This window comes from Actinomycetota bacterium (assembly GCA_035765775.1).
In the GTDB taxonomy this organism is placed as follows: Bacteria; Actinomycetota; CADDZG01; order JAHWKV01; family JAOPZY01; genus DASTWV01.
Genome location: DASTWV010000050.1, coordinates 73922 through 100914, shown reverse-complemented (window position 1 = coordinate 100914; position 26993 = coordinate 73922). Strand labels below are relative to the sequence as shown.

The 26993-nt window shown below is 71.7% G+C and carries 28 protein-coding genes; 14 read left to right on the top strand and 14 right to left on the bottom strand.

Translation table 11 applies throughout. From position 1 onward, the window contains the following. The first annotated feature begins 11 nt into the window (after positions 1–11). Complete coding sequence (locus VFW71_11420; GenBank protein ID HEU5003371.1) at positions 12–353, top strand: LapA family protein; 342 nt, start codon at positions 12–14, stop codon at positions 351–353. A gap of 3 nt (positions 354–356) precedes the next feature. Here VFW71_11420 and folE read toward each other — a convergent pair whose 3' ends face one another. Continuing rightward, on the bottom strand, positions 357–1073 hold the full coding sequence (gene folE / locus VFW71_11415) for a GTP cyclohydrolase I FolE (GenBank protein HEU5003370.1): 717 nt from the start codon (positions 1071–1073) through the stop codon (positions 357–359). 174 nt (positions 1074–1247) lie between these two features. Between folE and VFW71_11410 the strand changes: the two genes are divergently transcribed. Next, positions 1248–2747, top strand: a complete 1500-nt coding sequence (locus VFW71_11410; GenBank protein HEU5003369.1) for a D-alanyl-D-alanine carboxypeptidase family protein — start codon at positions 1248–1250, stop codon at positions 2745–2747. A 106-nt stretch (positions 2748–2853) separates the two neighbouring features. Here VFW71_11410 and VFW71_11405 read toward each other — a convergent pair whose 3' ends face one another. The 3 genes from VFW71_11405 to VFW71_11395 are packed head-to-tail and all read right to left on the bottom strand — an operon-like array spanning position 2854 to position 5680. Then, complete coding sequence (locus tag VFW71_11405; protein ID HEU5003368.1) at positions 2854–3600, bottom strand: hypothetical protein; 747 nt, start codon at positions 3598–3600, stop codon at positions 2854–2856. Continuing rightward, positions 3597–3938, bottom strand: coding sequence for a hypothetical protein (locus VFW71_11400; protein HEU5003367.1), 342 nt, complete (start codon positions 3936–3938; stop codon positions 3597–3599). The genes VFW71_11405 and VFW71_11400 overlap by 4 nt, the downstream gene beginning before the upstream one ends. An 11-nt stretch (positions 3939–3949) precedes the next feature. Continuing rightward, positions 3950–5680: an MFS transporter gene (locus tag VFW71_11395; GenBank protein HEU5003366.1), complete on the bottom strand. Its 1731-nt coding sequence runs from the start codon at positions 5678–5680 to the stop codon at positions 3950–3952. Positions 5681–5800: 120 nt separating this feature from the next. On the opposite strand from VFW71_11395, the gene VFW71_11390 reads away from it, so the two are divergent. From VFW71_11390 to VFW71_11380, 3 genes are read left to right on the top strand one after another with little or no spacing between them, the layout of a single operon-like run. After that, positions 5801–6307 carry a MarR family transcriptional regulator gene (locus tag VFW71_11390; protein HEU5003365.1) on the top strand — a complete coding sequence of 169 codons (507 nt, stop codon included), beginning with the start codon at positions 5801–5803 and terminating at the stop codon, positions 6305–6307. After that, the gene (locus tag VFW71_11385) at positions 6304–7335 is read left to right on the top strand and encodes an ATP-binding cassette domain-containing protein (GenBank protein ID HEU5003364.1); all 1032 of its coding nucleotides are present in this window, start codon (positions 6304–6306) and stop codon (positions 7333–7335) included. Before VFW71_11390 ends, VFW71_11385 begins: the two co-directional genes overlap by 4 nt. Next, positions 7335–8210: an ABC transporter permease gene (locus VFW71_11380; protein ID HEU5003363.1), complete on the top strand. Its 876-nt coding sequence runs from the start codon at positions 7335–7337 to the stop codon at positions 8208–8210. The genes VFW71_11385 and VFW71_11380 overlap by 1 nt, the downstream gene beginning before the upstream one ends. Before the next feature lie 257 nt (positions 8211–8467). Here VFW71_11380 and VFW71_11375 read toward each other — a convergent pair whose 3' ends face one another. From VFW71_11375 to VFW71_11365, 3 genes are read right to left on the bottom strand one after another with little or no spacing between them, the layout of a single operon-like run. Beyond that, positions 8468–9748, bottom strand: coding sequence for a heterodisulfide reductase-related iron-sulfur binding cluster (locus VFW71_11375; protein ID HEU5003362.1), 1281 nt, complete (start codon positions 9746–9748; stop codon positions 8468–8470). A gap of 32 nt (positions 9749–9780) precedes the next feature. Continuing rightward, on the bottom strand, positions 9781–10920 hold the full coding sequence (locus VFW71_11370; GenBank protein ID HEU5003361.1) for an FAD-binding oxidoreductase: 1140 nt from the start codon (positions 10918–10920) through the stop codon (positions 9781–9783). Between the two features lies 1 nt (position 10921). Continuing rightward, positions 10922–12355, bottom strand: a complete 1434-nt coding sequence (locus tag VFW71_11365) for an FAD-linked oxidase C-terminal domain-containing protein (protein HEU5003360.1) — start codon at positions 12353–12355, stop codon at positions 10922–10924. Positions 12356–12581: 226 nt separating this feature from the next. On the opposite strand from VFW71_11365, the gene VFW71_11360 reads away from it, so the two are divergent. The 3 genes from VFW71_11360 to VFW71_11350 all read left to right on the top strand — a co-directional run bounded on the left by VFW71_11360 (position 12582) and on the right by VFW71_11350 (position 15956). Continuing rightward, complete coding sequence (locus tag VFW71_11360) at positions 12582–13484, top strand: hypothetical protein (GenBank protein ID HEU5003359.1); 903 nt, start codon at positions 12582–12584, stop codon at positions 13482–13484. 124 nt (positions 13485–13608) lie between these two features. Next, on the top strand, positions 13609–14055 hold the full coding sequence (locus VFW71_11355) for a hypothetical protein (protein ID HEU5003358.1): 447 nt from the start codon (positions 13609–13611) through the stop codon (positions 14053–14055). Positions 14056–14864: 809 nt separating this feature from the next. After that, positions 14865–15956 (top strand): trypsin-like peptidase domain-containing protein, encoded by a 1092-nt coding sequence (locus VFW71_11350; GenBank protein HEU5003357.1) that lies wholly within the window; start codon positions 14865–14867, stop codon positions 15954–15956. Between the two features lie 443 nt (positions 15957–16399). Here the strand turns inward: VFW71_11350 and VFW71_11345 are convergent, their stop codons facing one another. The 3 genes from VFW71_11345 to VFW71_11335 are packed head-to-tail and all read right to left on the bottom strand — an operon-like array spanning position 16400 to position 18766. Next, positions 16400–17278, bottom strand: coding sequence for an ABC transporter permease (locus tag VFW71_11345; GenBank protein ID HEU5003356.1), 879 nt, complete (start codon positions 17276–17278; stop codon positions 16400–16402). Next, complete coding sequence (locus tag VFW71_11340) at positions 17278–18318, bottom strand: ATP-binding cassette domain-containing protein (protein ID HEU5003355.1); 1041 nt, start codon at positions 18316–18318, stop codon at positions 17278–17280. The genes VFW71_11345 and VFW71_11340 overlap by 1 nt, the downstream gene beginning before the upstream one ends. After that, the gene (locus VFW71_11335) at positions 18299–18766 is read right to left on the bottom strand and encodes a MarR family transcriptional regulator (protein ID HEU5003354.1); all 468 of its coding nucleotides are present in this window, start codon (positions 18764–18766) and stop codon (positions 18299–18301) included. The genes VFW71_11340 and VFW71_11335 overlap by 20 nt, the downstream gene beginning before the upstream one ends. Positions 18767–18912: 146 nt before the next feature. On the opposite strand from VFW71_11335, the gene VFW71_11330 reads away from it, so the two are divergent. Together VFW71_11330 and VFW71_11325 are read left to right on the top strand one after the other, a co-directional pair. Beyond that, positions 18913–19281 (top strand): DUF5335 family protein, encoded by a 369-nt coding sequence (locus tag VFW71_11330; protein HEU5003353.1) that lies wholly within the window; start codon positions 18913–18915, stop codon positions 19279–19281. Between the two features lie 54 nt (positions 19282–19335). Then, positions 19336–20478, top strand: coding sequence for a hypothetical protein (locus VFW71_11325; GenBank protein HEU5003352.1), 1143 nt, complete (start codon positions 19336–19338; stop codon positions 20476–20478). Between the two features lie 28 nt (positions 20479–20506). Here VFW71_11325 and VFW71_11320 read toward each other — a convergent pair whose 3' ends face one another. Then, positions 20507–20932 carry a maleylpyruvate isomerase N-terminal domain-containing protein gene (locus tag VFW71_11320; protein ID HEU5003351.1) on the bottom strand — a complete coding sequence of 142 codons (426 nt, stop codon included), beginning with the start codon at positions 20930–20932 and terminating at the stop codon, positions 20507–20509. Positions 20933–20955: 23 nt separating this feature from the next. After that, complete coding sequence (locus VFW71_11315; GenBank protein ID HEU5003350.1) at positions 20956–21345, bottom strand: hypothetical protein; 390 nt, start codon at positions 21343–21345, stop codon at positions 20956–20958. A gap of 97 nt (positions 21346–21442) precedes the next feature. On the opposite strand from VFW71_11315, the gene arsM reads away from it, so the two are divergent. Beyond that, positions 21443–22201, top strand: a complete 759-nt coding sequence (arsM, locus tag VFW71_11310) for an arsenite methyltransferase (GenBank protein HEU5003349.1) — start codon at positions 21443–21445, stop codon at positions 22199–22201. 46 nt (positions 22202–22247) lie between these two features. Here arsM and VFW71_11305 read toward each other — a convergent pair whose 3' ends face one another. Further along, positions 22248–23087, bottom strand: a complete 840-nt coding sequence (locus VFW71_11305) for an alpha/beta hydrolase (GenBank protein HEU5003348.1) — start codon at positions 23085–23087, stop codon at positions 22248–22250. Positions 23088–23242: 155 nt separating this feature from the next. Here VFW71_11305 and VFW71_11300 point away from each other — a divergent pair, with 155 nt between their 5' ends. From VFW71_11300 to VFW71_11290, 3 genes are read left to right on the top strand one after another with little or no spacing between them, the layout of a single operon-like run. Then, positions 23243–24058, top strand: coding sequence for a patatin-like phospholipase family protein (locus tag VFW71_11300; protein HEU5003347.1), 816 nt, complete (start codon positions 23243–23245; stop codon positions 24056–24058). Between the two features lie 5 nt (positions 24059–24063). Continuing rightward, entirely contained in the window at positions 24064–25131 is a 1068-nt protein-coding gene (locus tag VFW71_11295; GenBank protein ID HEU5003346.1) for a 1-acyl-sn-glycerol-3-phosphate acyltransferase, read from the top strand. Further along, positions 25128–26360 carry a glycosyltransferase family A protein gene (locus tag VFW71_11290; GenBank protein ID HEU5003345.1) on the top strand — a complete coding sequence of 411 codons (1233 nt, stop codon included), beginning with the start codon at positions 25128–25130 and terminating at the stop codon, positions 26358–26360. Before VFW71_11295 ends, VFW71_11290 begins: the two co-directional genes overlap by 4 nt. Here VFW71_11290 and VFW71_11285 read toward each other — a convergent pair. Continuing rightward, positions 26357–26920: a DUF1003 domain-containing protein gene (locus tag VFW71_11285; GenBank protein ID HEU5003344.1), complete on the bottom strand. Its 564-nt coding sequence runs from the start codon at positions 26918–26920 to the stop codon at positions 26357–26359. The genes VFW71_11290 and VFW71_11285 overlap by 4 nt on opposite strands. Between the last annotated feature and the right edge of the window lie 73 nt (positions 26921–26993).

The window sequence follows — 26993 nt, the reverse complement described above, 5'->3', positions numbered from 1 at the left end:
ATGGGTGGTCTATGAGTTCGGGCTGGGAGGATCTCTCGAAATCCCGGCGTGGATCGTCGCATTCCGGCCGGGGCGGCGACCCCGGCATCCCGCCCATCGGCGGCGCCCCCACCCCCTCGGAGCGCTCCAGCATCGCCAAGGGCCGGGGCGGCAAGGCGGTGGCGGCAGCCATCCTGGTGATCCTCGCCATCATCTTTGTGATCGGCAACCTCAATCGGGTGCGGGTGAACTTCATCATCACCAGTGGCCACCCGCGCATGATCTGGCTGATTGTGGGCTGCCTGCTCATCGGCGGCATCACCGGGTTCATGCTGGGCAGGCCTGCACGGGCCCGCCGCCGGCATGAGGAATAGCGGCTACCGCCCGCTGATCCCCACGGTCCGCAGGAACTCGTCCCGCATGGCGGGGTCGCGCTCGTAGCTGCCCCGCCAGAAGGAGGTCCACGTCCGGGATTGCTCCTCTTTCACCCCCCGCATCTGGGTGCACAGGTGGGTGGCGGCGAGGTGGACGGCCACCCCATGGGGCTCCAGTACCTTGACCAATGTGTCGGCGATCTCCACCCCGATGCGCTCCTGCACCGTGAACCGCCGGCCGAACAGGCGGACGAGGCGGGTGAGCTTCGAGATGCCGATGATCATCTCGTGGGGCACATAGCCCACGTGGGCCACCCCGAAGAACGGCAGCGAGTGGTGCTCGCACAAAGCGAAGAACTGGATCGGGCCCTCGATCACCTGGCTCAACCGGCAGTCGGGGCCCCCCCGGCACTCGGTGGGGAAGGCGGTCAGGAGGCGGGGGTCGCCCTCGTAGCCCGACGTCGAGTCGAGCATCGCCTTCAGGAAGCGCTCCGGAGTGCGCCGGGTGCCCGGGGTGTCCAGGTTCATGCCGAGGGACCCGAAGATCTCCCGCATGTAGCCCTCGTAGCGGGACATCTGCTCGGGCGAAATGTTCCGTGGAGTCAGGTGATCCCAGGCGAAGGGCTCCTCCTCCTCGTCGTCGGCGAGCAGGGACAGCCCGAGCGGCTCATCGGCCGATAAGGCGTCCTGCGGGTCGAACTGGCGCGCGTTCTCCGACATCCCTCTCTACCTTTCCCCTCGGACGAGTCTTTCTTGGCGCTCCACCAGCGGTGACAGTGTGCCCGTCCCCCCCGCTCGAAGGCAGCGCCGCCGCCACAGGGTACCTCGGCGGCGCTTGACTACCGCGCGGCTGGGGACCCGCTGTGGGGGGTGGGCCACTATCCTTTCGGCTCGATGTTGGCGAAACGTCGGGCCGCAGTGCTGCTGGTGCTGGCAGTGATCTTGGCGGCGTGTGGCTCCAAAAACGCTGCCAGCCCCAGCCGCCCCACCTCTCCCAGCCCCTCCGCGCCGGCGAGCGGCGTGCCCAGCGCGGTGGCTCCCAGCACCGTGGTCCCCAGCCCCGTCCTCAGTCCCTCGGCCAGCCCAGCCAAGAGTCCCGCAGCCGTCCCGGTGACCCCGAACCCCTCGATCTCCCCGCTGCCCAGCCCGGGCGTGCACCTGGCCGGCGCCATCTCGCCCAAGAACGTGCCCAACGCGGTCCCGGGGGCCACCAACGGGTCGATGACCGCCGGGCTCCTGATCTACGTCGACCGCAACTGCGACGCCTACCGGCCGGCGGCCACCAGCCTGGAGCGGCTGTTCACCATCGCCCGGGCCGAGGGCGTCGGCCTGGCCTCCCAGCGCTGCTACCGGCCGTTGCAGATCCAGCAGGCGGACCGGAGCAGCGCGTGCACGTCGGGCAACTGCGCGTGCGCGGCGGTGGGCGGCACCTCGATGCACGGCTGGGGCGAGGCGGTCGACTTCGCCGACGCCAGTGGCTCGGTCGACACCTTCACCTCGCCGACCTACAAGTGGCTGGTGGCCGAGGCGGCCCGCTTCGGGTGGAACCACCCGGGTTGGGCGGTCCCCGGCGGCGGGCCGTGCCCGGAACCCTGGCACTGGGAGTGGGTCGGCGACGGTGGGGGGTTCCACGCGCCGCCGATCATGGCCAACGTCGTGGCCGGGGTGCCCACCACCGACGGCAAGGGCTACCGGATCGTCACCGGGCTGGGCGGTGTGTCCAACCACGGCTCCGCCGGGTCGGGCAGCGTGACCACCGGGCTCAGCCTCAACCGGGTCCTGGTGGGCGGGGCGCCCGCTCCCCAGAACCCGGTTGGCGGCTACTGGCTGGTTGCCGCCGACGGCGGCGTCTTCGCCCTGGGAGGCGCCCCGTTCTACGGGGCGGTCCCCTCCGCCGGGCCGGTGGGCTCGGGGCCGACCATCGCCGGCATGGCGGCCACCCCCGACGGCCAGGGCTACTGGCTCCTCTCGACCACCGGCCAGGTCTTCAACTTCGGCGACGCCCCGGCCCTCACCGGCCCGTCGGGCGGCGGGCGCTACTTCGTCGGGATCGCCTCGACCCCGTCGGGGAAGGGGGCCTGGGTGGCGTCGTCCGACGGCCAGGTGACCGCTTTGGGCGACGCCCAGTCGATCGCGACACCGGTGGTCAACCGGGCCGCCGATCCGGTGATGGCGATCTGCTCGGCCCCCTCGGGGCAGGGCTTCTGGCTGGCCACCGCCAACGGCCGGGTGTCGGCCTTCGGGTCGGCCGCCGACCACGGGTCGATCCCCACCAATCCCCCCGAGCCGGTGGTGTCGATCGCCACCACACCGTCGGGCCAGGGCTACTGGCTCACGACCGCCGACGGCAGCGTGTACGCCCTCGGCGACGCCCCGTACCTCGGAGGCGGCTAACCCCGATCACCCCCCCCGCTCGAAGTCGGTGGGCAATAGACGTCGCTATTTCGTCCCTGGACTCACAGAAAACCACAGCACACCCCAGGCGCTGCCGCCCTCCCCGCTACGGGTGGCGCAGGGCGGAGATCGCCGCCTTGGCGTCGGTCAGCGCCCCGCTCAGGGCGTCCCGGGCCGTGCCCATGGCCGACCGGGCCGCCACCAGCGTGGGCTTGTTGCCCGGGTAGCCGCTGGCGCTGAGCGGCAGCACGCTGGTCTCCGCCTGCCCGGCGTACTGGAGTGCGGCCTTCGCCTTGTTGGCCAGTTCGTCGATCGACCCGTCGGCCGAGGTCACGTCCTTGCCCTTCCTCTGGGCGGCGGCGGCGTCCTGCTGGAGGAGCCCCTGCAGCTTGGTCAGGGCCGTGGCGGCGGCCTGCACCCGGTCGACGGCCACCACCAGGCGGGTCTGCGGGATGAGGAACACGTAGACGTAGTGCTCGGTGACGATCTTGGCGCAGTCCGCCCGCAGGGCGGGAAGGGTGGCGTCGGCGTCGATCACGCCCCGGAGCGAGTTGAGCCCGCTCACGTGGGTGGCGATGTTGGTGTCCAGGGTGGCCCGGTCGGTGGCGGTGACACTGGCGGCCCCGTCCACCAGGACCTTGAGCGCGGCGAGGTCGGCGGTCCGCCGGGCGACGGCTGCGTCGCACAGGGCCTTGCCGGCGGCCAGGGTGCCGGCCTGCCCACCCCGGCCGCTCCGGCGGGCCTGCGCCGCCAACGGGGCGGCCACCACGCCCGCCACCAGGCCGACTGCGAGTGCCAGCACGGCGACGCCCGCCCGGAGCCAATTTTTCGCCCCCGACCCGCAGACCCTCATGGGTTGACGTCCCCCTCGGTGCCCGGGTTCTTGTTGAGGTTGCTGTCCACCTCGCTCAGCTCCTGCTCGAGCTGGGCAATGTCGGTCTCGGCCTGCTGCAGGTCGGTGTCCTCCTGCTGCTGCTGGGCGGAGCTGGCGGCGGGTTGCGGAGTGGTTCCGGGCGGGGGCGCCGTCGGGGGCGCCGCTCCCGGGCCAGTGGCCGCCGGGGCGGCCGAGGTCGCCGTCGGAGGAGTGGCGGCCGGGGGCGACGACTTCGTCGAGCACCCGGCCAGGAGGGCCACGGCCAGCGCGGCCAGAACAACGGTGGCCGGCAGGTGCCGTCCGGGAACCCGATCCATGGCCGGCGATTCTACGGTTCGACCTCGACCCCCGCGGCGAGCGACACGACCGGCACCACCTCGGCCGGCACCTCGGCGTGCACGTACTTCGAGCCCCGCAGCCAGGAGGCGGCGGCGGCCACCAGCGAGAGGATCACCGAGGCGGTGAACACGATGCGCAGTCCATGGATGAACGGTCCGGAAATGAGCTGGGGGAAGAAGGTCTTGCCGGTGATGACCGCCGCCCGGGCCGGCGGCAGCGCGTGCAGGGCGGGGCCGAGCAACGTCTTCATTGGGTTGTAGCCCAGGAAGGCGGCGAACAGGCTGCCCACCGGTGGCAGGTTGGCCACCTTCGTTGCCACGGCCGGCTGGATGCCCTGGGCAACCAGCCCGCTGCTCATCGTGTGCGGCAGGGCGGAGGCCAGCCCGGCGATCATGAGCGAGAAGAACAGCCCGATGGACAGCAGCATGCCGCTGTTCTGGAAGGTCGCCCGCATCCCGGAGGCCGAACCCCGTTCGCGGGCGGGCACGGCGTTCATGATCCCGGTGATGTTGGGGGCGGCGAACAGGCCGAAGCCGATGCCGTTGCTGAACAGCAGGGCGCCGAAGGCGATGTAGTTGAAGTTGGCGGGCAGGGTCATGAGGAGGCCGAAGGTGGCAGCCGCCAGCAGCATGCCTCCGGTGGCGAACGGGCGCGCGCCATACCGGTCCGACAGCCAGCCCGAGACCGGGCCGGCCACGAGGAACCCGGCCGTGATCGGCAGCATGTAGATGCCCGCCCAGAGCGGGGTGCTCTCGAAGCTGTAGCCGTGCAGGGGCAGCCAGATGCCCTGCAGCCAGATCACCACCATGAACTGCAGGCCCCCTCGCCCGATGGAGGACAGCAGCGAGGCGATGTTGCCCGCGGTGAACGCCCGGATGCCGAACAGCTTCATGTCGAACATCGGCCGGGGCACCCGGCGCTCGATGACGGCGAAGGCGATGAGCACGGCCAGGCCGCCGAACATCAGGGTCAGCACCAGCGGGCTGGTCCAGCCCATCGTGTGGCCCCCGTAGGGCTGGATGCCGTAGGTGATGCCGACGAGGATCGCCACCAGGCCCACCGCGAAGGTGATGTTGCCCCACCAGTCGAGCCGGGCCGGGTTGCGGGTGCCCAGCTCCCGCAGCTTCATGTAGGCCCAGACGGTGCCGAAGATGCCCACCGGGACGTTGACCCAGAACACCAGCCGCCAGTTGACGTCGGCCAGGATGCCGCCCACCACCAGGCCGATGAACGACCCGACGATGCCGGCGATCATGTTGATGCCCATCGCCGTACCCCGCTCCTCCACCGGGAAGGCGTCGGTCAGGATGGCGGTGGAGTTGGCCATGAGGAGCGCCCCGCCCACTCCCTGGACCACCCGGCCGAGGATCAACCACATGGCCCCGGCGCTGCCCACCCAGGGCGTCAGCGAGAGACCGGCGGAGGCCACGGTGAAGATGAGGAAGCCCAGGTTGTACATCTTGACCCGGCCCAGCATGTCGCCGATGCGCCCCAGCGTCACCACCAGCACGGCGGTCACCACCAGGTAGCCCATCAGCATCCAGAGCAGGTAGCCGATGTTGCTCGGCAGCAGGGGGTTCAGCTTGATGCCCCGGAAGATGGCGGGCAGCGAGATGATGACGATGGACGAGTCCAGGGCCGCCATGAAGATGCCCAGGGTCGTGTTGGACAATGCCACCCACTTGTAGCGATCGTGGGTCGTCGTCTCGGTGTCGGTCATGCGGGGGCCCACCCTTCGGAACGGCGGAACTAGCGGAACCGGTCAGTTGCTTGGTACGTGCAACTAGATTACCGCCGGAATCCTTCCCGTCAACCCGGACACCGTGGTACTCTGTTGCTTGTGTCTACCAACTATCTCGCCGAGGCAGCGCACGACTCCGAGCTTTCCACCATCGACCGGTCGCTCACCATCCTGCGCCGCTGGGGAAACCTCCCGCGCATCCGGGAACGCTACGAGGCCGTGATGGGCAACACGCCCATCGACAAGGCCAGCTACCGGCTCCTCGTCCGGCTGGACGAGCAGGGGCCCTCGCGGCTGTCCGACCTCGCCGAGCGGGTCGGCGTCGACCTCTCCACCGCCAGCCGCCAGGTGCACGCGCTGCAGGCGGCGGGCTTCGTCGCCCGGGAGGCGGTCGAGGAGGACCGGCGGGCGGCGCTGCTCCGGGTGACCGACGCCGGCAAGGCCATGGTCGGCCACATCCTGGAGGCCCGGCGCACCGTCATCACCGAGCTCCTGGCCGGCTGGACACCGGAGGAGCGGGACGAGCTCGCCCGGATCCTCGGCCGCCTGGCGGACGACATCGTCGCCTACGGCTGCCGGCCGGCCGAGCCGGGAGCCGAGCTGTGAGTTCGACCGCCACCGAGGTCGGCGAGGCCCTGGCCGCCGAGGTCGTTCCCGCCATCGACGCCCGGGGCCTGCGCAAGGCCTTCGGCGACTTCGAGGCGGTCCGGGGGGTCAACTTCCAAGTGCAGCCGGGCGAGACCTACGGCTTCCTGGGGCCCAACGGGGCGGGCAAGTCCACCACCATCTCGATGCTGTGCACGCTGCTGAAGCCCACCGGTGGCGCCGCCCGGGTGGCCGGGTACGACGTCGTCACCGGGCGGGCGGACGTCCGGCGGCGCATCGGGCTGGTCTTCCAGGACTCCACCCTGGACGACTACCTCACCGCCGACGAGAACCTCCGCTTCCACGCCGAGCTCTACGGCGTGCCCCGCAGCCTGGTGGCCGGCCGCGTCCAGCAGGTCCTGGAGATGGTGGGCCTGTGGGAACGCCGGAAGGGCATCGTGCGCACCTTCTCGGGGGGCATGAAGCGGCGCCTTGAGATCGCCCGGGGCCTGCTGCACTCGCCCCGGGTGCTCTTCCTGGACGAGCCCACCGTCGGCCTCGACCCGCAGACCCGCCTGCACATCTGGCGCTACATCAACGAGCTGAAGCGCCGGGAGCAGATCACGATGTTCCTCACCACCCACTACATGGAAGAGGCCGAGTACTGCGACCGCATCGCCATCATGGACAACGGTGTGATCGTGGTCGAGGGCACCCCGGAGGAGCTGAAGGCCGGGGTGGGCAAGGACCGGGTGCAGATCCGCACGAACGACGACGCCCTCGCCACCGCCCGGCTGAAGGAGCTGTTCGGGCTGGAGGCCACCGAGAGCGAGGGCACGCTGACCCTGCACGTCGCCGGCGGGGAGGCTTTCATCCCCCGCCTGTTCGCCGAGCTCGGGGTGGGCATCCGGTCGGTCAGCGTCGCCCGGCCCACCCTGGACGACGTGTTCATGGAGCACACCGGCCGCACCATCCGGGACGCCGAGTCCTCGGGAAATGAGCGGCTGAAGACCAACCCGGTGGTCCGGATGCGGACGAGGAGCCGGTAGTGGCGTCGACCACCCTCGAGCCCGTCGAGCCCGTCGAGGTCGTCCCGGTCCGCGAGACCGCCGGCACCCTGACCGAGGCGCTCCGGGCGGTGCGGGTCGTGTGGCGCCGGGAGTTGATCCGCTGGGCGCGCAACCGCACCCGCATCATCACCGCCCTGGTCCAGCCGTTGCTGTTCCTGATCGTCCTGGGCACCGGGCTGGCCGACCTCCTGCCCAAGCAGCCGGGCAGCGTCGACTTCAAGACCTTCATGTTCCCGGGCGTCCTGGCGATGATCGTGCTCTTCACCGCCATCTTCTCGGCCGTCTCCATCGTGTGGGACCGGGAGTTCGGCTTCATGCGGGAGATGATGGTCGCCCCCGTCCCCCGGGCCGCCCTGGTCGTGGGCAAGTGCCTGGGCGGGGCGACGGTGGCCACCGTCCAGGGCACCATCCTGCTGGTCCTGGCGGGCGTGGTGCACGTGCCCTACAACCCGCTGCTGATCATCACGCTCCTGCTCGAGATGGCCCTGACCGCTTTCGCCCTCACCTCCTTCGGCGTGCTGGTGGCCAGCCGCATGGAGCAGGTGGAGTCCTTCCAGGTGGTCATGCAGATGTTCGTCCTGCCGATGTTCTTCCTCGCCGGGGCGGTCTTCCCGCTGTACGGCCTGCCCGGCTGGCTGGAGATCGCCACCCGCCTCGACCCGCTCAGCTATGGAGTCGACGCCATCCGGCGGGCGATCTACTCCCACCTGCACCTGGGGACTACCTCGGCGTTCACCCAGCCACTGACGTGGGGCCACACCGTGGTGCCGGTCGGCGTGGAGCTGGGCATCGTCGCCCTGGTGGGCCTGGTGATGGTGGGCGGGGCCATCGTGCAGTTCTCCCGCACCGACTGAGCGGCGGACGCCTTTCCATCGGCCGAGGGCCGGTCGGCGCACAGCCGTACCGGGTGCCAATGGCGGGAGCGGAAGCCATCATGCACAAATACCCGTTCGCTGCCCTGTCCAGGGTGGCGGGCCGGGTCGAGGGCCTCGTTTGCGGGGTGCCAGCGCGCGTTGGTGGCGAGAGCGGCCCGGACCTGGGCATGCCCCGGGCAACAGGTGTCTCCGGTGACGCTCAACCGTGCTCGAGCCGCCGGTGGCCGTCCGGGTGATCAAATGCCGAGGAGCGCTCGCCCTTCGGCCTCGCTCGCGGCCCGGAATGAGGCGTCCAGGATCTCCACGGGGTGCAGCACGGGCACCGGCGTCCCCCGGGCGCGCAGGCCGGCCTCGATCTGCAGCGAGCATCCCGGGTTGGCGGCCGCCACCACCTCGGCCCCCGTGCCTGCCAGGTTCTCTGCCTTGCGGTCCCGGAGGCGCCGGGCGGTCTCCACCTCCAGCAGGTTGTAGATCCCTGCCGACCCGCAGCAGATCTCCCACTCCGGCGGCTCCTGGAGGGTCAACCCCGGGATTGCCCGCAGGAGCTCCCGGGGCTCCGCCCGGATGCCCTGGGCGTGGGCCAGGTGGCAGGCGTCGTGGTACGCCACGCGCACCGGGAGCGGGTGGCGCTCCGCCCGGGGACTGAGCTGGGCCAGGAACTCGTTCACGTCCCGGGTCTTCGCCGAGAAGTCCTCGGCCCGGCGCGCCCACTGGGGCTCATCGCCCAGCAGGTGGACGTACTCCTTCATGGCGGAGCCGCACCCCGCCGCGTTCACCACCACCACGTCGCAGTCCTGGAAGGCGGCGATGAGCGCCCGCGCCCGGCGGCGGGCATCGCCTTCGAACCCGGCGTGCAGGGGCAGGGCGCCGCAGCAGCCCGCCTCCGGCGGTACGACCACCTCGCAGCCCTCGGCGGCCAGTACCCGGGCGGTGGCGTCGTTGACCCGGGAGAAGAACACCCGGTTGGCGCACCCGAGGAGCATCCCGACCCGGGCCCGGACCGGTCTCGTGACCTCGGGGACGGGGACAGGGACAGGGGGCGCCGGGCGGGGTGGCGGGGTGAGGGCCAGGAGGGCCTGCAGGCGGGGGAACCTCCCGAGGAGTCCGTCGAGCGGCCGGGCGAAGGGCACCAAAGCGGTCGCCGCCGCCAGGAGCGCCGGGCGGGTGAGCACCGCCAGGAGAAGCCAGCGCCAGGCGCGGTCCTCCGGCGGCCGCTCGAAGTTGCGCTCGACCTGCGCCCGGGTCGCCTCGATCAGGCGGTCGTACTGCACCCCCGACGGGCAGGCGGTCACGCACGCCATGCACCCGAGGCAGGAGTCGAAGTGCGACACGACCTCGGCGGAGAGCCGGCCGGCGGGGGTGAGGCCGTCGCCCATGAGCACGATCCGGCCCCGGGGCGAGTCGGTCTCCAGCCCGTCCAGGACGTAGGTGGGGCAACTGGGCAGACAGAAGCCGCAGTGGACGCAGTCGGCAATGAGGGCGGCGTCCGGCGGGCGGTGGGCATCGAAAGCGGACATCAGTAGGCTCCGGATATCACTCGGCGGTCAGGTCAGAGAACTCCTGGGTTCATGATGCCCGCTGGATCGAAGCGCTCCCGGACCCGGCGGTCGAGGGCGGCCCGGACGGGATCGACCGGACCCCACACATCCACCAGCTCCCGCACCCCGGGGGGTGCATCGAGCACCACGCAGGGCCGGGGCGCCAGCGCTGCCCGAAGCGCCGAGACGGCCCGGGCGGTCTCCTCGTCGGAGCCGGCCGGAAGGCGGACCCAGGAGAGCCCCAGACCGCCGCGCCCCACCAACGATGCTCCTGCGGGGAGTGCGGCCAGCACCCTTCCGAGCTCCGCCGGCAGCCCCGACACCCGCACCACGGCACCCTCGCCCTGCCCCCGAGGACCGCCGCTGCGCTGTCCCGAGCGCTGGGCCTCCCAGAGGGCTCCGCCTTCCTGAGCCGGTTCCACCGCCAGGCCCGCCGATTCCATCACCGCCGCCCCCGCCGCGAGGCGGCCGGCGGCCCCTGCGCCCGCCACCTCGGCAAGCACCGACCCAGCCCCCTCCCCCCAGGCAACATCGAGGGCCCGCAGCGTGAGCGGGGCCGCCATCAGGGCGCTCACGGCCGACTGGAGTGCTGCCGGATCCGCCGACCGGCCCACTGCCGACGCCCGCTCGCCGGGCACCGGGTGCAGGCGCAGGGCCACTTCGACGATGACCCCCAGGGTGCCGAACGAACCGGCGTACAGCTTGCCCAGGTCGTAGCCCGCGACGTTCTTGATCACCTTCCCGCCCGCCCGGGCAACCGTCCCGTCCGAGAGCGCCACGGTAATCCCCAGCACGAGGTCCCGCACCCCGCCGGCCGAGTGGCGCAGGGGCCCCGAGTCGGCAGTGGCGACGATGCCCCCCACGGTGGCGTCGGCGGAGGGCGGGTCCAGCGGCAGCATCTGGCCCCGTCCGGCGAGCACCGCCTGCAGCTCGTCCAGCCGAACGCCCGCCTGGACCACGACCGTGAGATCGGCGGCGTTGTACTCCACCACGCCAGCCAGGCCCGAGGTGGAAACCACGAGACCCGGCTCGGGGAACGGGCGGCCCCAGCCGAGCTTCGTTCCGCCCCCCACCGGGCGCACACTCCGGCCCTCGGCCGCCGCATCGGCCAGGACCTCTGCGACCTCCCCGGGCGTAGCGGGAGCGAGCACCTCAGAAACGCTCGGCAACGCCGGCCCGCTCCAACGGGTGCTGGCGGAAGGGACCCGGGACCTCCCCGCACAGGCGGGGGGTGGGCATGACCTTGCCCGGGTTGGCGAGGCCCGCCGGGTCGAAGGCGCACCGGAGGCGGCTGAAGGCATCCAGGTCGGCCCCGGAGAACATCCGCCCCATGTGCCGGGCCTTGTCGATGCCGATGCCGTGCTCCCCGGTCAGGGAGCCGCCGGCCGCCACGCACGCTTCGATGATGTCGGAGGCCAGCGCCTCGGCCCGCTCAGATTCGCCCGGAACAGAGTGGTCGTAGCAGATCAGCGGGTGCAGATTGCCGTCGCCGGCGTGGAAGACGTTCGCCACCGCCAGCCCGTACTGGGCCGACAGCTCACCGATCCGGCCCAGGACCGCGGGCAGCATCGTGCGGGGCACCACGCCGTCCTGGACGTAGTAGTCGGGCGAGATCCGCCCCATAGCGGCGAACGCCGACTTGCGCGACTTCCAGATCAGCTGGCGCTCCACCTCGTCGCGCGCCACCCTGATCCCGGAGCACCCGTTCGCCTGGCAGATGTCCTGCACGTGGCCGAAGGGGCCCTCACACTCCCCCGGCGCGCCGTCGATCTCCACCACCAGGGCGGCGCCGGCGTCGGCGGGATGGCCGGCGTGGGTCGCCTGCTCGCAGGCGGTGATGGTGAGCCGGTCCATGATCTCGAGCGCGGCCGGGACCACCCCGGCTCCCACGATGTCGGTCACGGCCTGGCCGGCCTGCTCGATGGAGGGGAAGTAGGCCACGAGGGTACGGATCTCGGCGGGCAGGCGCCGGATGCGGACGGTGATCTTGGTGGCGACACCCAGCGTCCCCTCCGACCCCACGAAGGCACCGATCAGGTCGTAGCCCGGGTGGTCGAGCTCCGCCCCGCCCAGCGTCACGATGTCGCCGTCGGGAAGCACCACCTCCAGGCCGGTGACGTAGTTGGTGGTGAAGCCGTACTTGAAGCAGTGGGCGCCGCCGGAGTTCTCGGCGACGTTGCCCCCCAGAGAGCACACGACCTGGCTGGAGGGGTCCGGCGGGTAGAAGTGCGTGGGGGCCACCGCCGCGGTGATCGCCGCGTTGCGCACCCCGGGCTGGGCCACCACCCGCTCGTTGGCCAGGTCCACCTGGATGATCCGGCGCATGCGGGAGAGCACGATGAGCACGCCGCCCTCGACCGGCACGGCCCCGCCGGAAAGACCGGTCCCCGACCCCCGGGCCACCCAGGGGATCCCCGCCTGGGCGCAGGCCCGCACGATGCCCTGGACCTCGTCCGCGGTCTCGGGCAGCACCGCCACCATCGGCGACACCCGGTAGGTGAGCAGGCCGTCCGACTCGTAGGTGCTCAGGGCATCCGGGTGCGCCAAGACCCGGGCGTCTCCCACCAAGCCCCGGAAGGTCGCAATGAGCCCTGCATCGGTCACCGGCACCACCGTTGGCAGGGTACCGCAGCCCGTCTCCTGGCCCGCGGCCCGTCATCCCGGCCTGCGGCCCATCCCCTTTGATATCTGATGGCGAAAATCCCACCGGGTGGCCGCTCCTCGTCCCGCGATCATGACAATCCGGGCATCTCTCAGCCAGGGCACAGGTGCGATTCAGGCCCGGCCAAAGGTCGGGGAGCATGATCCGGGGGTGCGTGCGTTCCTGAACAAGCAGCGCCTGCTCGTGGTGACCGCCGTCATCGGTGCGCTGGGCGCCGGGGTGGCACTCGGGTTCCTGCTCGGGGTGCCCGGCTTGTCGAGCGCCGAGCCGGCGCCGGCGGCGTCCCGCCTGCCGGGCCCGCGCAGGGCCGCTGGGCTGGAGATTCCCTCGCTGGCGGTCGCCGCCAAGGCCATCGGGGTCAGCGCCACCATCCTGGCGCAGGACCTGCGCAGCGGTCAGAGCATCGCCGAGGTCGCCCGGAGCAAGAACGTGGCCGTGCAGAAGGTGATCGACGCCCTCACCACCGCCGCCACCGCCCGCATCGAGACCGCCCTCAAGAACGGCCGGATCACCGACGCCCAGGCCACCACCTTGAAAGCCGATCTGGCCAGCCGGATCACCGCGTTCGTGAACCAGACCGGCCTGCGCTTCCGCTTCCCGGGCGTCACCGGTACTGCCGCGCCGCACGGCAGGTTCGGGCCGCCGACGTCCACCGTCGTTCCCTTCCGCGGACCGCTCGGCGGCCTGGGCGTGCGGTCGATCGGCGCCGCGGCCAAGGCCATCGGGGTCAGCCCGACGGTGGTGGTGCAGGCCCTCCGCGCCGGCCGGAGCATCGCCGACGTCGCCCAGAGCCACAACGTCCCGCCGCAGAGCGTCATCCACACCCTCACCACCGAGGCCACCAATCGCATCGATGCCGCGGCGAACGCCGGCAAGATCACCGCGGCGCAGGCTGCCAGCCTCAAGGCCAAGCTCTCGAGCGAGGTCACCACGTTCGTGAACCAGAAGGGGCTCGGCGGCATCGTGCCCGGACCCTTCGGACGCTTCGGAGGCAAGGCCCCGGGCGGGGGTCCAGGCCCCGGCCCCGCCGTGCCGCCCAGCTTCCAGCTGTAGCGTTTCGAGGCTGCCTCGCAGCTTCGGCACAGGCCGGTCACAGCGCCAGGTGCGATCCTGAAGCACAGGATCCCCCCGTTTCATCCAGGCAACCCCAGGCGAGAGGTAACTCAGGAGGAACGCCATGTGCGGACGCGTGCTCTGTGGACCCGGCTACCACCACGGCTTTTTGCCGGGCCTGCTGTGGATCGCAGTGTTTGCTGGCTTCATTGCCCTGGTGGCGTGGGCGGTGGCCCGCCTCGTGGCGCACGACCACCACGGTGTGGCCGCACGGCCCCTTCCCCCTCCCCCGGCGGGCGGGTGGGTCAACCCCACCGATGACGCACTTAACGTTGCCCGCATGCGCTACGCCCGGGGCGAGCTGGACCGGGACCAGTACTTCCGGGTGGTCGAGGATCTCACCGGGCAGCGCCCGCCGGCGGGCCCGGCATACGCCGCACCTTCCCACCCAGCCCCGGCATACCCGGCGGCCCCCGCCTACCCGGCCCCTGCCGCGCCCGGCTACCCGCCCTTCCCGGAGCCCCCGGCCGAGCCCCCCACCCCGACAGATCCACCGCCCGCGGCCCTATGACGACGGAGCCACCAGAGCCGGAAGCCGGTCCCGAGGACGCCGCCCCAGGCACTCCTGAGGCGGAGGCGCCCGGCCCTCCCGCAGCCCCCCGGGAGCTGCCGCCCGAGGCCCCCGCCGGTACCGCAGCCGAGACTCCGGAGACGGTGCCGGGCTCGTATGCCGGAGCCCAGGAACCGGGCCCCGGCACCTTCCCGCCGGCCTTCCCTGCTCCCGGTGAAGCCTCAGGCGAGGCTCCCGGGGAGCCGGCTTCAGTGACCGGGCCAATGCCGCAGGCGCCCGAGAGCCCTCCCGGCCCAGAGACCCCCACCCAGCCCTACTGGCCCCAGCCGCCTTCTCCGGGGTACCCGCAGGCGCTGCCGCCCTACGGCCAAGCCCCCTACGGCCAGCCTCCGCAAGAGCAACCGCCGTACATCCGGCCCCCGGGCCAACCGCCCTACGGCCAGCCGCCCTACCCACAGCCGCCCTACTGGCAACCGCCGTACCCCCAGCCGCCGTACGGCCCCCCCGGGCAGCCCTCGTATGGGGGGCAGCCCCCATACGGGCCGCCCGGCCAGGCCGGCCCCCCCGGCGCCCCGCCCCCGTACGGACAACCGCCGTACCCACCCGCCCCGTGGTCTGCACCGGCGCCGGGACAGCCCCCCTACGGCCCCGGCCAACCCCCGTACTACGGCCCACCGGCACCCGGCCCACCGGCACCCGGCCAGCCGCCGTACGGCCAGCCCCCCTACGGCCAGCCGCCCTGGGGGCCACCCCCGCAGGGACCGGGCCCGGACCGGACCAAGCGCCTGCATGCCTGGATCAAGGTTGCCGTGGCCGCGGCCCTCGCGGTCGTAGCCATCCTGGTGATCGCGGGCGCCCTGGGCGCGTTCAACTCCTCCTCCACCACCAGCAGCGGCGTCCCGGCCAACGCCAAGTCGGGCCTCAAGGGCGGGGGAGCAGCGCCTCCCAAAGGCACCGCGGGCGGGCTCGACGTCCGGGCGGCCCTGCGTGCCGTGGAACCCGGCGTCGTCGCCATCACCGCCCAGGGCACCACCGGCCCGGGGACGACCACCAACCAGGGCACCGGCATGGTGGTGGACAACCAGGGAAACATCGTCACCAACGCCCACGTCGTGACCGGGGCCACGGAGGCCACCGTCCAGTTCGACGGCCAGGGGGCGAGCTACACCGCCACCGTGGTGGCGGCCGACGACAACGATGACGTCGCAGTCATCCGCATCCAGAACCCGCCGCAGCTGACGCCGGTGCCCCTCGGTCAATCTGCCAACGTCCAGATCGGCGACCCGGTCCTCACCATCAGCAATGCCCTCGGCCTGGCGCCGGGGGGACTTACGGTCAGTCACGGCATCGTTTCAGGCCTGAACCGCACCGTCGACTCCAGCGACGCCGACCTCCCCGCCGGCACCCGGCTGATCGGGCTCCTCCAGACCAGCGCCCCGGTGAACCCGGGGAGCTCGGGGGGGCCGCTGGTGGGCCCGAACGGCAAGGTCATCGGCATGGTGACCTCGGCGGCGGCGCCCGGGTCCGGGGAGACCGCCCAGAACATCAGCTACGCCATCCCCATCGACGAGGTCACCACCCTCTTGCCCAACCTGAAGAAGGGCAGCGTGCCGCCCGCCCGCCAGGGCTTCCTCGGCGTCGAGGTCACCGATGCGCCTACCGGGGGCGCGCAGGTGACCAGCGTGCAGCCCGGCAGCCCAGCGGCCAGCGCCGGGCTCCAGTCCGGCGACATCATCGTCGGGGTCAACGGCACGGCCGTGGCCACCAGCGGGGACGTCAGCCTGGCGGTCAGCTCGCTGGCACCCGGCTCGAAGGTCTCGATCCGCTACGTGCGCAGCGGCAGCGCCCACACGGTCACGGTCACCCTGGCCCCCCGGCCGGCGCCGACTCCCTCGGGCTGATCACGCCTGTCGCCAGTCTGGCGGCATTCCTGGGCGAGTCGAGCTGAGCCAGGAGGTGGCGCGAGTTCTCAACCGGTGATACCTCGCGCCCCATAGGGGCCGCCCCGGGCACTAGTTCAGCGCGCGGCGCGGGGGACCGATGACCTCGATGCCATAGCGCTCGGCGACGGGCCCGAGCACCTCCGGGAAGGCAACAGGCCTTCCGGCGGGGCCGCCCCGCGGTGGGGCCGCGAGGGCCGGGGCGGCACCCCCGGGCAATGTTGGCGGCGTGGTACAGCCAGGAGATGTACTACGCCACCAACTATCTCCGGGCAGCCCCGCCGTGGGGCCGTGAGGGCCGCCGGCGGCCCCCCCGGGCGCCCGATCACAGAAATTTTCGCGAGGCGCTGCGGCCACGGCTCTTTTTGTTCCTTGCGCCCCGATGCTTGTGGCGTGATCAACTACTAGCTCAGGACCCGCTTCTTGAAGCCGCCGATCCCCAAGCGCAGGAACAGCGCCGTCAGCCCGATCATCACCGGGTAGATCACGTACAGGTGCATGTGGGGCGACTGGGTGAGCGCCGCCCGGAATCCCTCGGTGATGTAGACCAGTGGGTTGATCAGCACCACGGTCTGCAGCCAGGACCACGCCCCCAGCTTCACCGCCTGCAGCGCCGTCCAGGCGTAGTAGGTGCCGCCCAGGAACACCATCGGGATGATGATGATGGCGAACAGCGACGGGACCTGGCGGGGGTCGAAGCGGCTGCCGATGGTGAGCCCGAGCGAGGCGCACAGGACGCACGCCAGGGGGATCATCGTGAGCAGGATCAGCCAGTGCACGTTCAGGTGGGGGATGACCCCGGCGGCGTGCACGTAGGCGGCGATCGGGAACACGATGGCGGCGGCCACCAGGCCCTGGATCGCCCCGGCGGTCACCTTGCCGACCGCCACCAGGCCCACCGGCAGCGGCGCCAGCACCCGGTCCTCGATCTCCTTGGTGTAGCCGAACTCCTGCACCATGGGCAGAGCGACGGCTTGGATGCCCTGGAAGAGGATCGCCAGGCCCACGACGCCGGCCACCAGGATGGTGGCGAAGGTCGATGCGCCGCCTGGCCCCCCCGACCCGACGCTCTGGCCGATCTTGGGGAACACGTAGAGGAACACGAACACCAGCAAGAAGGGCTGGATGATCGTGCGGGGGATGAACTCGCTGAGGTTCTTCTTCAGCACGGCGAGGTCACGCAGCAGCAGGGCCCCGAAGGCCGACCGGCTGGCCCGGACGGCGGAGCGGCCCATCTCGGCGCCCCGCAGGGCGGCCGGAGCGGGGGCGGTTGCAGTAGCCATCAGTCGCGCAGCTCCTTCCCGGTGAGGGTGATGAACACGGTCTCCAGCGTGGGCTCGGTCACCGAGAGGTCCCGGACCGTGACCCCACCCCGTTCGGCGGTGGTGACCACCTGGGGCAGGATCCCCGAGGCGCCGGCGACCTGGAGCAGGACGTGGCCGTCCATCTGCCGGCTGCTCTGCACCCCGGGTACCTCCCGCTCCAGCAGGGTGGCGAGGGCAGCCAGGTCGCCGTCGGCGGTCACGGTCACGATCGTCTCGGCCCCCAGCGATGACTTCAGCCCGGCGGGCGTGTCGAGGGCCAGGAACTTGCCGTGGTCCATGATCGCCACCCGGCTGCAGAGCTGGTCGGCCTCCTCCATGTAGTGGGTGGTGAGCAGGATCGTCTGGCCCTCGGCATGGATCTCCATGAGGATGTCCCACAGGGCCAGGCGGCTCTGCGGGTCGAGACCGGCGGTCGGCTCGTCCAGGAACAGGATCCGGGGGTGGTGCAGGATCGCCCGAGCCACCAGCAGGCGCTGGGCCATGCCGCCCGAGAGGGCGAACACCGAGGCCTTCGCCCATTTGCCGAGGTGGAACTTCTCCAGCAGGTCGTCGGCCTCCTGCTTGGATGCCTTGCGGGACATGCCGAAGAAGCGCCCGTGGAAGTAGAGGTTCTCCCACACGTTGAGCGACCGGTCCAGCGTGTTCTGCTGGGTCACGACGCCGATGAACTGCTTGGCGAGCGCCGGGTGGCGCACGACATCAACCCCGCCGACGATGGCCGTGCCCGAGGTCGGGATCACCCGGGTGGTGAGCATTCCGGCGGTGGTGGTCTTGCCCGCCCCGTTGGGGCCGAGCAGGCCGAAGATCTCACCGTTGTAGACGGAGAGGTCCAGGTGGTCCACGGCGGGGATGTCCATCCCCGGGTACACCTTGGTCAGGCCTTCGGTGCGGATCACCTCCCGCGGGTCCTCTTTGGGCTCCTCCCGGGCGGGCGGCGCCGCCGGGACACCCTCCTGCATCCCGGAGACCACCTCTGTGTCAGGAGACTGTGTTGGCATGCGTCGTCCTTTCCCCTGCCTTGCGGTCTGCGGTCAGCTGGGCCACGTCGCCCAGCACGTGTTCGAGTTCGTCCACCAGGTGCTCGTACCGCTCCCCGCCCAGCAACGCCCGGAGCTGCCCCTCCATGTCGGCGGCCACCTCGGCGAGGCGCCGGTGATGCTCCTCGCCCGCCTTGGTGACCAGGATCCGGGTCACCCGGCGGTCGGCGGCGTCCCGCTGGCGCTGGATGAGGCCCTCTTTCTCCAGGCGGTCGAGGTGGCGGACCAACGTCGGCCCCTCCACGCCGATGCGCTCGGCGATCTCCCGCTGCGACAGGCCGAGATCCTCGGCCGAGCGCAGCACGATGAAGGTGGACAAGCTGCCGCCCACAGCGGCCAGGCGGGCCTCGAACTCGGCCCGCACCGCCTTGTGGGTCATGGCCAGCTGGCGGCCGAGGGCATAGTGCATGGCTAATGGTTAGCACACAATTGATTCGTCGTCAATCCATCGCGCCCCGCTCCGGGCGGCTCCCCGGCGGTAGGCTCGGGCCATGCGCACGTCGCCCGAGTACCGAGCGAGCACCGCCTGAGCCCCACCCGAGAGATGGAGACCCGATGAGCCCGCCCACCCGCCAGCCGGTTCGCCAGGAGTGGCCGACCCACTTCGCCACCATCACCGAGGACACCGCCGGCACGCCGGTGACCATCGAGATCATCAGCCCGGAGTTCGGCACCAAGATCGAGGCGGACGAGATGCCGCTGGACTCGATGACCTTCGATGAGCGAGACGACACCTTCATCATCGCCGTCAACAGCCGGGACGGGCAGGAGGACGCCCTGCGCCACATCGTCGAGCACCCGTGGAAGATCACCTTCGACCCGCCCGCTCCGATGGCGGTGCGCACCATCGACGTCGAGGGGCCGGACGGTGCCCACTCCCTGGTCACCCTGCACAGCCGCCCGGCGCTCCCCGAGGCCGACTGAAACAACGCTCACATCGCCGCCGTCTAATACCGATACAGGAAAGAGGAGGCGACGATGGCACGGCGGTGGCTGGCGGTCGGGTGCGCAGCGGTGATGGCGATGGCGGCGTGCTCCAAGACGGCGAAGAACACGGCGTCGCCGCCGACGCCGCCCAGCCCGACGGCGGTCTCCTCGGCCGTGATCTCCCCCTCCCCGTCCCCGTCAGCGTCGCCCACCCCGAGCCCATCGCCCACGCCCCCGCCGAGCCCATCGCCCACCGGGGCGCCCCCGCCGGCGGGGGCGGCCGCCGAGTCCATCACGTTCATCTCGGTCCAGCAGGCGTGGGCACTCGCCCAGGCCGCCACCAGCCAGGTGGTGCTGCACACGGTGGATCGGGGCCAGCACTGGTCCCTGGCCGGGACACTGCCCGCCGGCGCCAACGCCCGCGAGATCCGCTTCGCCAACGCCCACGACGGCTGGGCCTTCAACCCCGGGCTCTACGCCACCCACGACGGCGGCGTGACCTGGAAGCCCACCCCGCTCCCCGGGCCGGTGAGCGACGTGGAAGCGTCGGGCAGCACCGCCTGGGCGCTCCAAGGGGGCGCGGGGGCGGTATCCCTGCTCCGCACGTCCACCACCTCCGACGGGTGGCAGGCGGTTTCCGGCCTTTCCCTCCCGGCGGCTTCGGGCGGCCAGCTGGCCTTGCACGGCACCGCCGTCTACCTCGACGTCAACAACACGCTGTTCAGCTCGGCCACCGGCAGCCAGTTCTTCCCCCTGGCCAGCCCGTGCCCCGGCCAGTTCGCGCCCGGCGACCTGACGGTGTCCAGCGCCACCGACGTGGAGGTGCTCTGCGTGGGCGACGCCGGGGCGGGCAGCTCGACCAAGACGGTGTATGTGTCCTCGGATGCCGGCCACAGCTTCCACGCCCTGGCCGACGCCCCGCGGGGCGGGCAGACCGTCGGCATCGCTGCCGCGTCCCCCACCACCATCGCCATTGCGGCGGCGTCGGGCGCGAGCTGGGTCTACCGCACCTCGGGGGCGGACACCACCTGGACCACGCCGCTCACCTTCCCGGACGGCGGGGAGGGCTGGGCGGACCTCGGCTTCACCGACGCCACCCGCGGGGTCGTCGTGTACTCCCCCCACCAGGACGGCAAGATCTACCTGACCAACGACGCGGGCGCGACCTGGATCCCGGTGCCCTTCACCCCGTAGGGGCGCCGCCTCGGCTCAGGCCCTCGGCTCAGGCCCTCAGCTCGGCCGCCCATTCCCGCAGCCGGGGCAGGTGCTCGGCGTAGTGGTCCGGCCCGGCCTTGAGGATCCACTCCTCGGCCACCGGCCCCACTTCCTCCAACCGGTGCAGCTCCTGCAGCAGCCGGTGGCGGGATGCCTCCGCCTGGACTTCCACCAGGTCGAAGGGCTGGTCCCGGTTGGCGTCCAGGAACCCCCGGTTGCGGGTATCGACCTCGAGGTCGCGCCCGTCGAAGGTGCCCGCGGCCAACTGCTCGAGCACCAGGCCGGCCTCGGCCAGCCAGGAGGCCAGGTGAGCCAGGACGTCTTTCACCGTCCACCCCTCCACGAAATACCCGGGCGTGGCGCGCTGGGACGGGGTCAGGTCGCCAACAAGCTCCCGGATCTCGGCCCAGGCGTCCCGCTCTGCGGCCGCCAGGGCGGTGAGGTCGACGGTGTCGGTCAGGACTGGGCGCCGGCGACCTCGGCCAGCAGGGTGCGCATCCGGTCCAGGAACTGCGCCCGCAGCACTACCAGGCGCGGGGCCTGGTCCTCGAGCGCCCGCTGGGCCTCGAGGTAGTCCACCTCGCCGGACAGCACCGACACATCGGCGGCCAGCTTCTCGCACAGGTCGAGCAGGCCGGCGAGCTGCACCGCCGGGACCGAGACCACCTCGTCGGTGACCGGGAAGGCGAACAGGTCGGTGCCGTGGCCGCCGCAGCAGGCTCCGGCCTCTGCGCCGCAGAGGTCGCCCTGAGCGCCGGCGGCGTCATGCTCGCACCCGCAGCTCGTTGCCTCCTGGGCGTGGTGGGCGCAGGTGTCTCCGTGCACGTGGTCGTGGGCCTCGGTCATCACCGGTCTCCTTACGGGTCGAGGAAGTAGGAACCCCATCATTCTACGGCGGTCGTACGATGGAGCCTCCAGACACGGGGAAAGCGGGGGCGTTGCGATGCTGGAGCGGGAGAGCACCAAGCAGGCCGTCATCACCAAGTACGCCGAGCTGGCGCTCATCAGCACGGACGAGGACGCGTGCGGGTGTGGCGGGTCGTGTAGTTGCGGGGCGGGCGGCAGCCTGTGCCTCGGACCGGACGACTACAGCACCCGGGAGCTCGCCGAGCTTCCCGAACGGGCAGTCGCCGCCTCGCTCGGGTGCGGCAACCCGCTCGCCGTGGCCTCACTGCAGGAGGGCGAGACCGTCCTGGACCTGGGCTCGGGCGGCGGCATTGACGTGCTCCTCTCCGCCCGGCGGGTTGGCCCCTCCGGCTTTGCCTACGGCCTCGACATCACCGACGAAATGGTGGACCTCTCGCGCAGCAACGCCGCCGAGGCAGGGGCGACCAACGTCGAGTTCCTGCGGGGCGAGATCGAGGACATCCCATTGCCCGCCGCCAGCGTCGACGTCGTCATCTCCAACTGCGCGATCAACCTCTCCACCGACAAGGTGATCGCCCTGGCCGAAGCGTCCCGGGTCCTGCGCCCGGGGGGGCGCCTGGCGGTGACCGACATCGTCGCCGACCCCGACCTCGATCCCTTCACCCGGCGGGACATGGAAGCCTGGACCGGCTGCCTGGCGGGCGCGCTCACCCGGGAGGAGTACCGGGACCTGCTGGCGGGAGCTGGCTTCCAGGACGTCGAGATCGAGGAGACCCACCGGGTCCACCCCCGGGCGGGCTCGGCGATCATCCGTGCCCGCAAGCCCGGCCCCTGAGCCTGCCGGCTGCGGCCGGGAAGCAAAGATGCAGGGAGCTAGATGATCATTCCAACGTGCGGAGGCATGCGCGCAGGGTGGCGGCAAACGCTGCCGGCACTTCGGCGAAGCCGGCGTGGCCGCCGGGGAACTCGAAGCATTCCACGCTGAGGCGCCGGGCCAGCTCCCGGGCGGCGCGGTGGAAGAACGTCGCCCCCGTGCTCTCCCCGCACCCGAAGGCCAAGCGGGTGCCGCCCGCCGCGATCCGGTCCAGATCGGGGATGTAGTCGATGCAGGGGCGGACCTCATAGGCGCACATGTACCCCCAGTTGCCGTTCATGCGGAGGGCGGCGTCCAGGGCCCGCCCGGGCGGCAAGAACCGGTCGGGGGCCAGCAGGTAGTCGGCCATCTCGGGGCGGTTTGGCGGCACGAGGTCATTGATCCGCAGGAACCAGCGGAAGGCAGCCTCCCAGCCCTCTGCCTCCCGGATGCGATCATGTTCGGCGTATTGGGCAAGGATGTCGGCGCCGTCCGGTAGCACGCTCGGGATCGGCGGCTCATGGATCAGGGCCCTTTCCACCACCTCCGGGTAGCGGGCGACCAGTTCGAAGGTGATGCTGGCTCCCCCGCTGCTGCCGTACACCGATGCCTCGGCAAACCCGTTGGCCTGCAACACGACGAGGGCGTCGCCGCTCTGCTCGTCCACCTGGATGGGCCGGGGTGGATAGTGCAGCGGGCTCCGGGAGTTGCCTCGCCGGTCATAGGTCAGGACGGTGAAGTCGGCGGCGAGCAGGTCGGCGAGCGGTCCGTAGACCCCGCAGTCGCCGCCGCCGCCGGCGATGAGGAGCAACGGGGGGCCTGACCCCCGGCGCTCGAAGTAGAGGTCGGCGCCATCGGCGTGCGCCATTCCGGTGATCGGGGCTGTCCTCACGGCTCCGCAGGATGGCACAGGTCGCGCCGCCCCCGGTCGGCGTCCCGGGCCGGCCCGCCCGGGCCTATGATTTTGCAGGCATGCCCGGACCGCGAGCGGAACGCGTCCCACCGGCTCCCTCCGAGCCGCGTGTGGCGTTCGTGCTCGGCGGGGGCGGGGACCTGGGCGCCAACGAGGTCGGCATGCTCCGGGCCCTCCTCGAGCGCACGATCCGCCCCGACCTCATCGTCGGCGCCTCGGTGGGGGCGCTCAACGGCGCGGCCATCGCCGCCGACCCGAGCGTCGACATGGTCAACCGCCTGGAGGGCGCTTGGCGCCAGCTGACCGAGACCGGGGTCCTCGGCTCGCCGCTGCGGGTGGCGGGGAACCTGCTCCGGGGCCGCACCCACCTGCACTCCAACGAGCGCCTCCGCCAGATCTGCGCCGCGCTGCTCCCGGTGCGCACCTTCGAGGAGCTGGCGATCCCCTTCCAGTGCGTGGCCGCCTCGATCGAGCAGGCAGCCGAGCACTGGTTCTCGACCGGCCCGGTCATCGAGGCGATCCTGGCCTCCTCGGCGGTCCCCGGTCTCCTGCCGGTGATGGAGGTGAACGGTGAGCACTTCCTAGACGGCGGCATCGTCAACAGCATCCCGGTGGAGCGGGCGGTGGCCCTGGGTGCGACCGAGGTGTACATCCTGCACGTCGGCCGTATCGAGCGGCGCCTGGAGGCCCCGAAAACCCTGTACCAGGTCATGAGCGTGGCTTTCGAGGTCGCCCGCCGGCACCGCTTCGCCTATGACATGGCCCATCTGCCCGACGGGGTCGTGGCCCATGTCCTGCCCACCGGTGACGACGACCCGGGCGGTGGGATGGGCCTGCGCACCTGGGACCTGGAAGCGGTCATGCAGCGCATGAGCCGGGCCTACGAGACCACCGCCGCCTACCTCGACCGGGTCGCCCTCCCGTAACGCCCGTGGCCAGCCTTCCGGTTCCGCCGAAGCCATTCCGCCGGGTGGTGCTCGCCCCGCTCGTCGGGCTCGTGTCGGCGGGCGTCATCGTCCTCACGCCCGTGCTGCTGGTGCTGGCGGTGCCCATCGACCTGCTGTTCAGCGGCCGCCGGTGGCGCACGGTGCGGGTGGTGGCCTTCGGCTTCGTCTACTGCCTCTACGAGGTCGCCTGCCTGCTGGCCGTCTTCTGGATGTGGCTGGCCTCGGGGCTGGGCACCCGGCTGTCCAGCGAGGGGTGGCAGGGCGATCACTACCGCCTCATGGAGTGGTGGCTGCGGGGCCTGCGCACCACCGGGACCAAGCTGTTCCGGCTGCAGGTTGAGGTCGAGACCGAGGCCGAACGCCAGGACGGGCCAATCCTGGTGTTCTCCCGCCACGGCGGGGCAGGCAACTCGCTGATGCTGGTGGCCACCATCATGCTGGAGTACCAGCGCCACCCCCGGATCATCATGCTGGAGAAGCTCCAGTGGGAGCCGCTCTTCGACACGATGCTGCACCGGATCCCCAACCGGTTCATCAAGCACGGCTCCGCCAACCGGGAGGCCCAGATCGCCGCCATCGGCGAGCTGGCCAGCGGCCTGGGGGATAAGGACGCCTTCGTGCTGTTCCCCGAGGGCCACGACTTCAGCCCCCGCCTGCGGGAGCGGGCGATCGCCCACCTGCGCAAGAAGGGCCACGACGACTCCGCCCTCAAGGCCGAGCAGATGCGCAACGTGCTGCCCCCCCGCATCGGCGGGGTGACCACCGCCATCGAGCATGCTCCCGGGGCCGATGTCATCTTCGTGGCCCACACGGTCTTCGAGGACGTCGGGTCGCTGGTCGACCTGTGGCGCCGGATTCCGCTCGACACGTCCGTGGCGGCCCACTACTGGCGCATCCCGGCAGCCGAAGTCCCCGCCGGCGGCGACGAGCTCGTCGAGTGGCTGTTCGCCTGGTGGGCGAGAATTGACACATGGATCGGAGAGAAGCTGGGGGCGCTGCAGTTGACCGCGGAGGCGCCCCCGGAGAAGGAGGACCCACCCCCGCTCGGGTGAACGTCCTCGCCTGCTTCGTCCACGAGGCGCCCGAGTGCATCGTGGACCTGGTGGCCAACCTGCGCTTCCTCGACCCGGCGTCCGCGGTGCTGCTCTACGACGGCGCCGGCCCTGGAGGACCCCTGGCTGATCCCGGGCTCCGGCACACGGTCGAAGCCATGGGCGCGGTCGTCCACCCGCAGCCCACGGCGGTGGAGTGGGGCCGCCTGGACGAGGCAGCCATCGCGTGCCTCCGCATCGCCGTGGACCACCTGGGCGCCTCGGCGGTCACGTTCATCGACTCCGACCAGCTCGCCGCCCGGCCCGGGTACTCCGCCGCGCTGGCGGCCGTCCTGTCTGCCGAGCCCCGGCCCGGCTGCCTCATGACCGCGCCGCACGCCCAGCCCCGGGACACCCTCTTTGGGCCGGCCCAGTCGGCCTGGCACGAGATCGACCTGTGGCGGCCGTTCCTGCAGCGCTTCCCCGCCGGGGAGGAACGATTTCCCCACTGGACCTTTTGGCCAGCAACTGCGTTCTCCCGGGAGGCGGCCGCCGACGTCATGGCCCTCTGGGATTCGCCGGAGTTCCAGGAAACCCTTGCCCAGTCCCGGATCTGGGCCTCCGAGGAGGTCCTCCTCCCCTCCCTGGCCGTGCTCGCCGGCCATCGTGTCGCACGCAACCCGTTCTGCGAGCACACCGTCCGCTACCGGACCGGATTCACCCCGGCGGAGGTGGCTGCCGCCCTCGCCCAGGCGGACACATGGTGGATCCACCCGGTGGCCCGGAGCCTGGACGACCCGGTCCGCGCCCTCCTGCGCCGCCACTGGCAGGACTACGAGCCACTCCCGGCCGCGGCCCCCACCCCGGTGCTCCCCCGGCATGCGCCAGCCCCGGTGCGCCGCCCCGACCTCCCCGTCCGCCGGCGCCTGACCTGCGTGCTGCCCGCCAACGGCAGCGAGGAGAAGGGCAAGGGCATCGCCCACGCGGTGGCGATGTTCCTGGAGCGGGGGGAGGATGACGCCGAGATCATCGTGGTCCACGACGGGCCCGGTGACCTTGCCGGCCTCCCCGCCGACCCCCGCATCCGGACCGTCCGCCTCCCCGCGGGCACCACGCTGACCGCCAAGCGCAACACCGGCTGCGCCCAGGCGTGGGGGGAGTTCGTCGAGCACTGGGGCCCGGACGGGCCCCTGTTCGGCCACCGGCGCATGTACTGGGAGCGCCACCCCTTCCCGGAGGTCGGGGACTAGGTCACATCCGGCGGCGGGAGGTACTCGTCCGCCGAGAACCGCCCGGCCACCACCCCCATCCGCTGCCCGATCGCCTCCACATGGCGGTGGATCTCGTCCAGCCGCTCGGTGTTGTCCCGCGCCTTCGCGGCGATCGCCCGCACCTGCTCGGTGAGCGCGGTGTTCTCCCGGATGAGGTCGGCCAGGGCCTGCTGCTGCGTCAGGCCCAGCTGGGCGATCTCCTCCCGGTGCCGGGCATCCGCCTCCTCGGCCGCCTTGTCCCGGGCCGCCTGCCGGCTCTGGGCCAGCAGGATCAAGGGGGCGGCATACGCCGCCTGGGTGGAGAAGGCCAGGTTCAGCAGGATGAAGGGGTAGGGATCGAACGCCTTCGTCGATAGGTAGTGCAGGGCGACCCAGCCGTTGTAGGCGATCCACAGGATGACCACGATGGTCTGCGCCACGATGTAGCGCGGCGTGCCGAAGAACCGCGCGATGCGCTCGGCCAGCTTCCCGAAGGGATCGTTGCCAAACGTCCCATGCAAGTCGGTGTGGGCCCGATGGTGGCGCAGAGCGTCGCTCACGGTGCAGATCTTCGCAGGAATGCCGGCCGGACACCGGCCCCGAGGGAGGCCGTACCGAGGAGAGCGGGCTCGG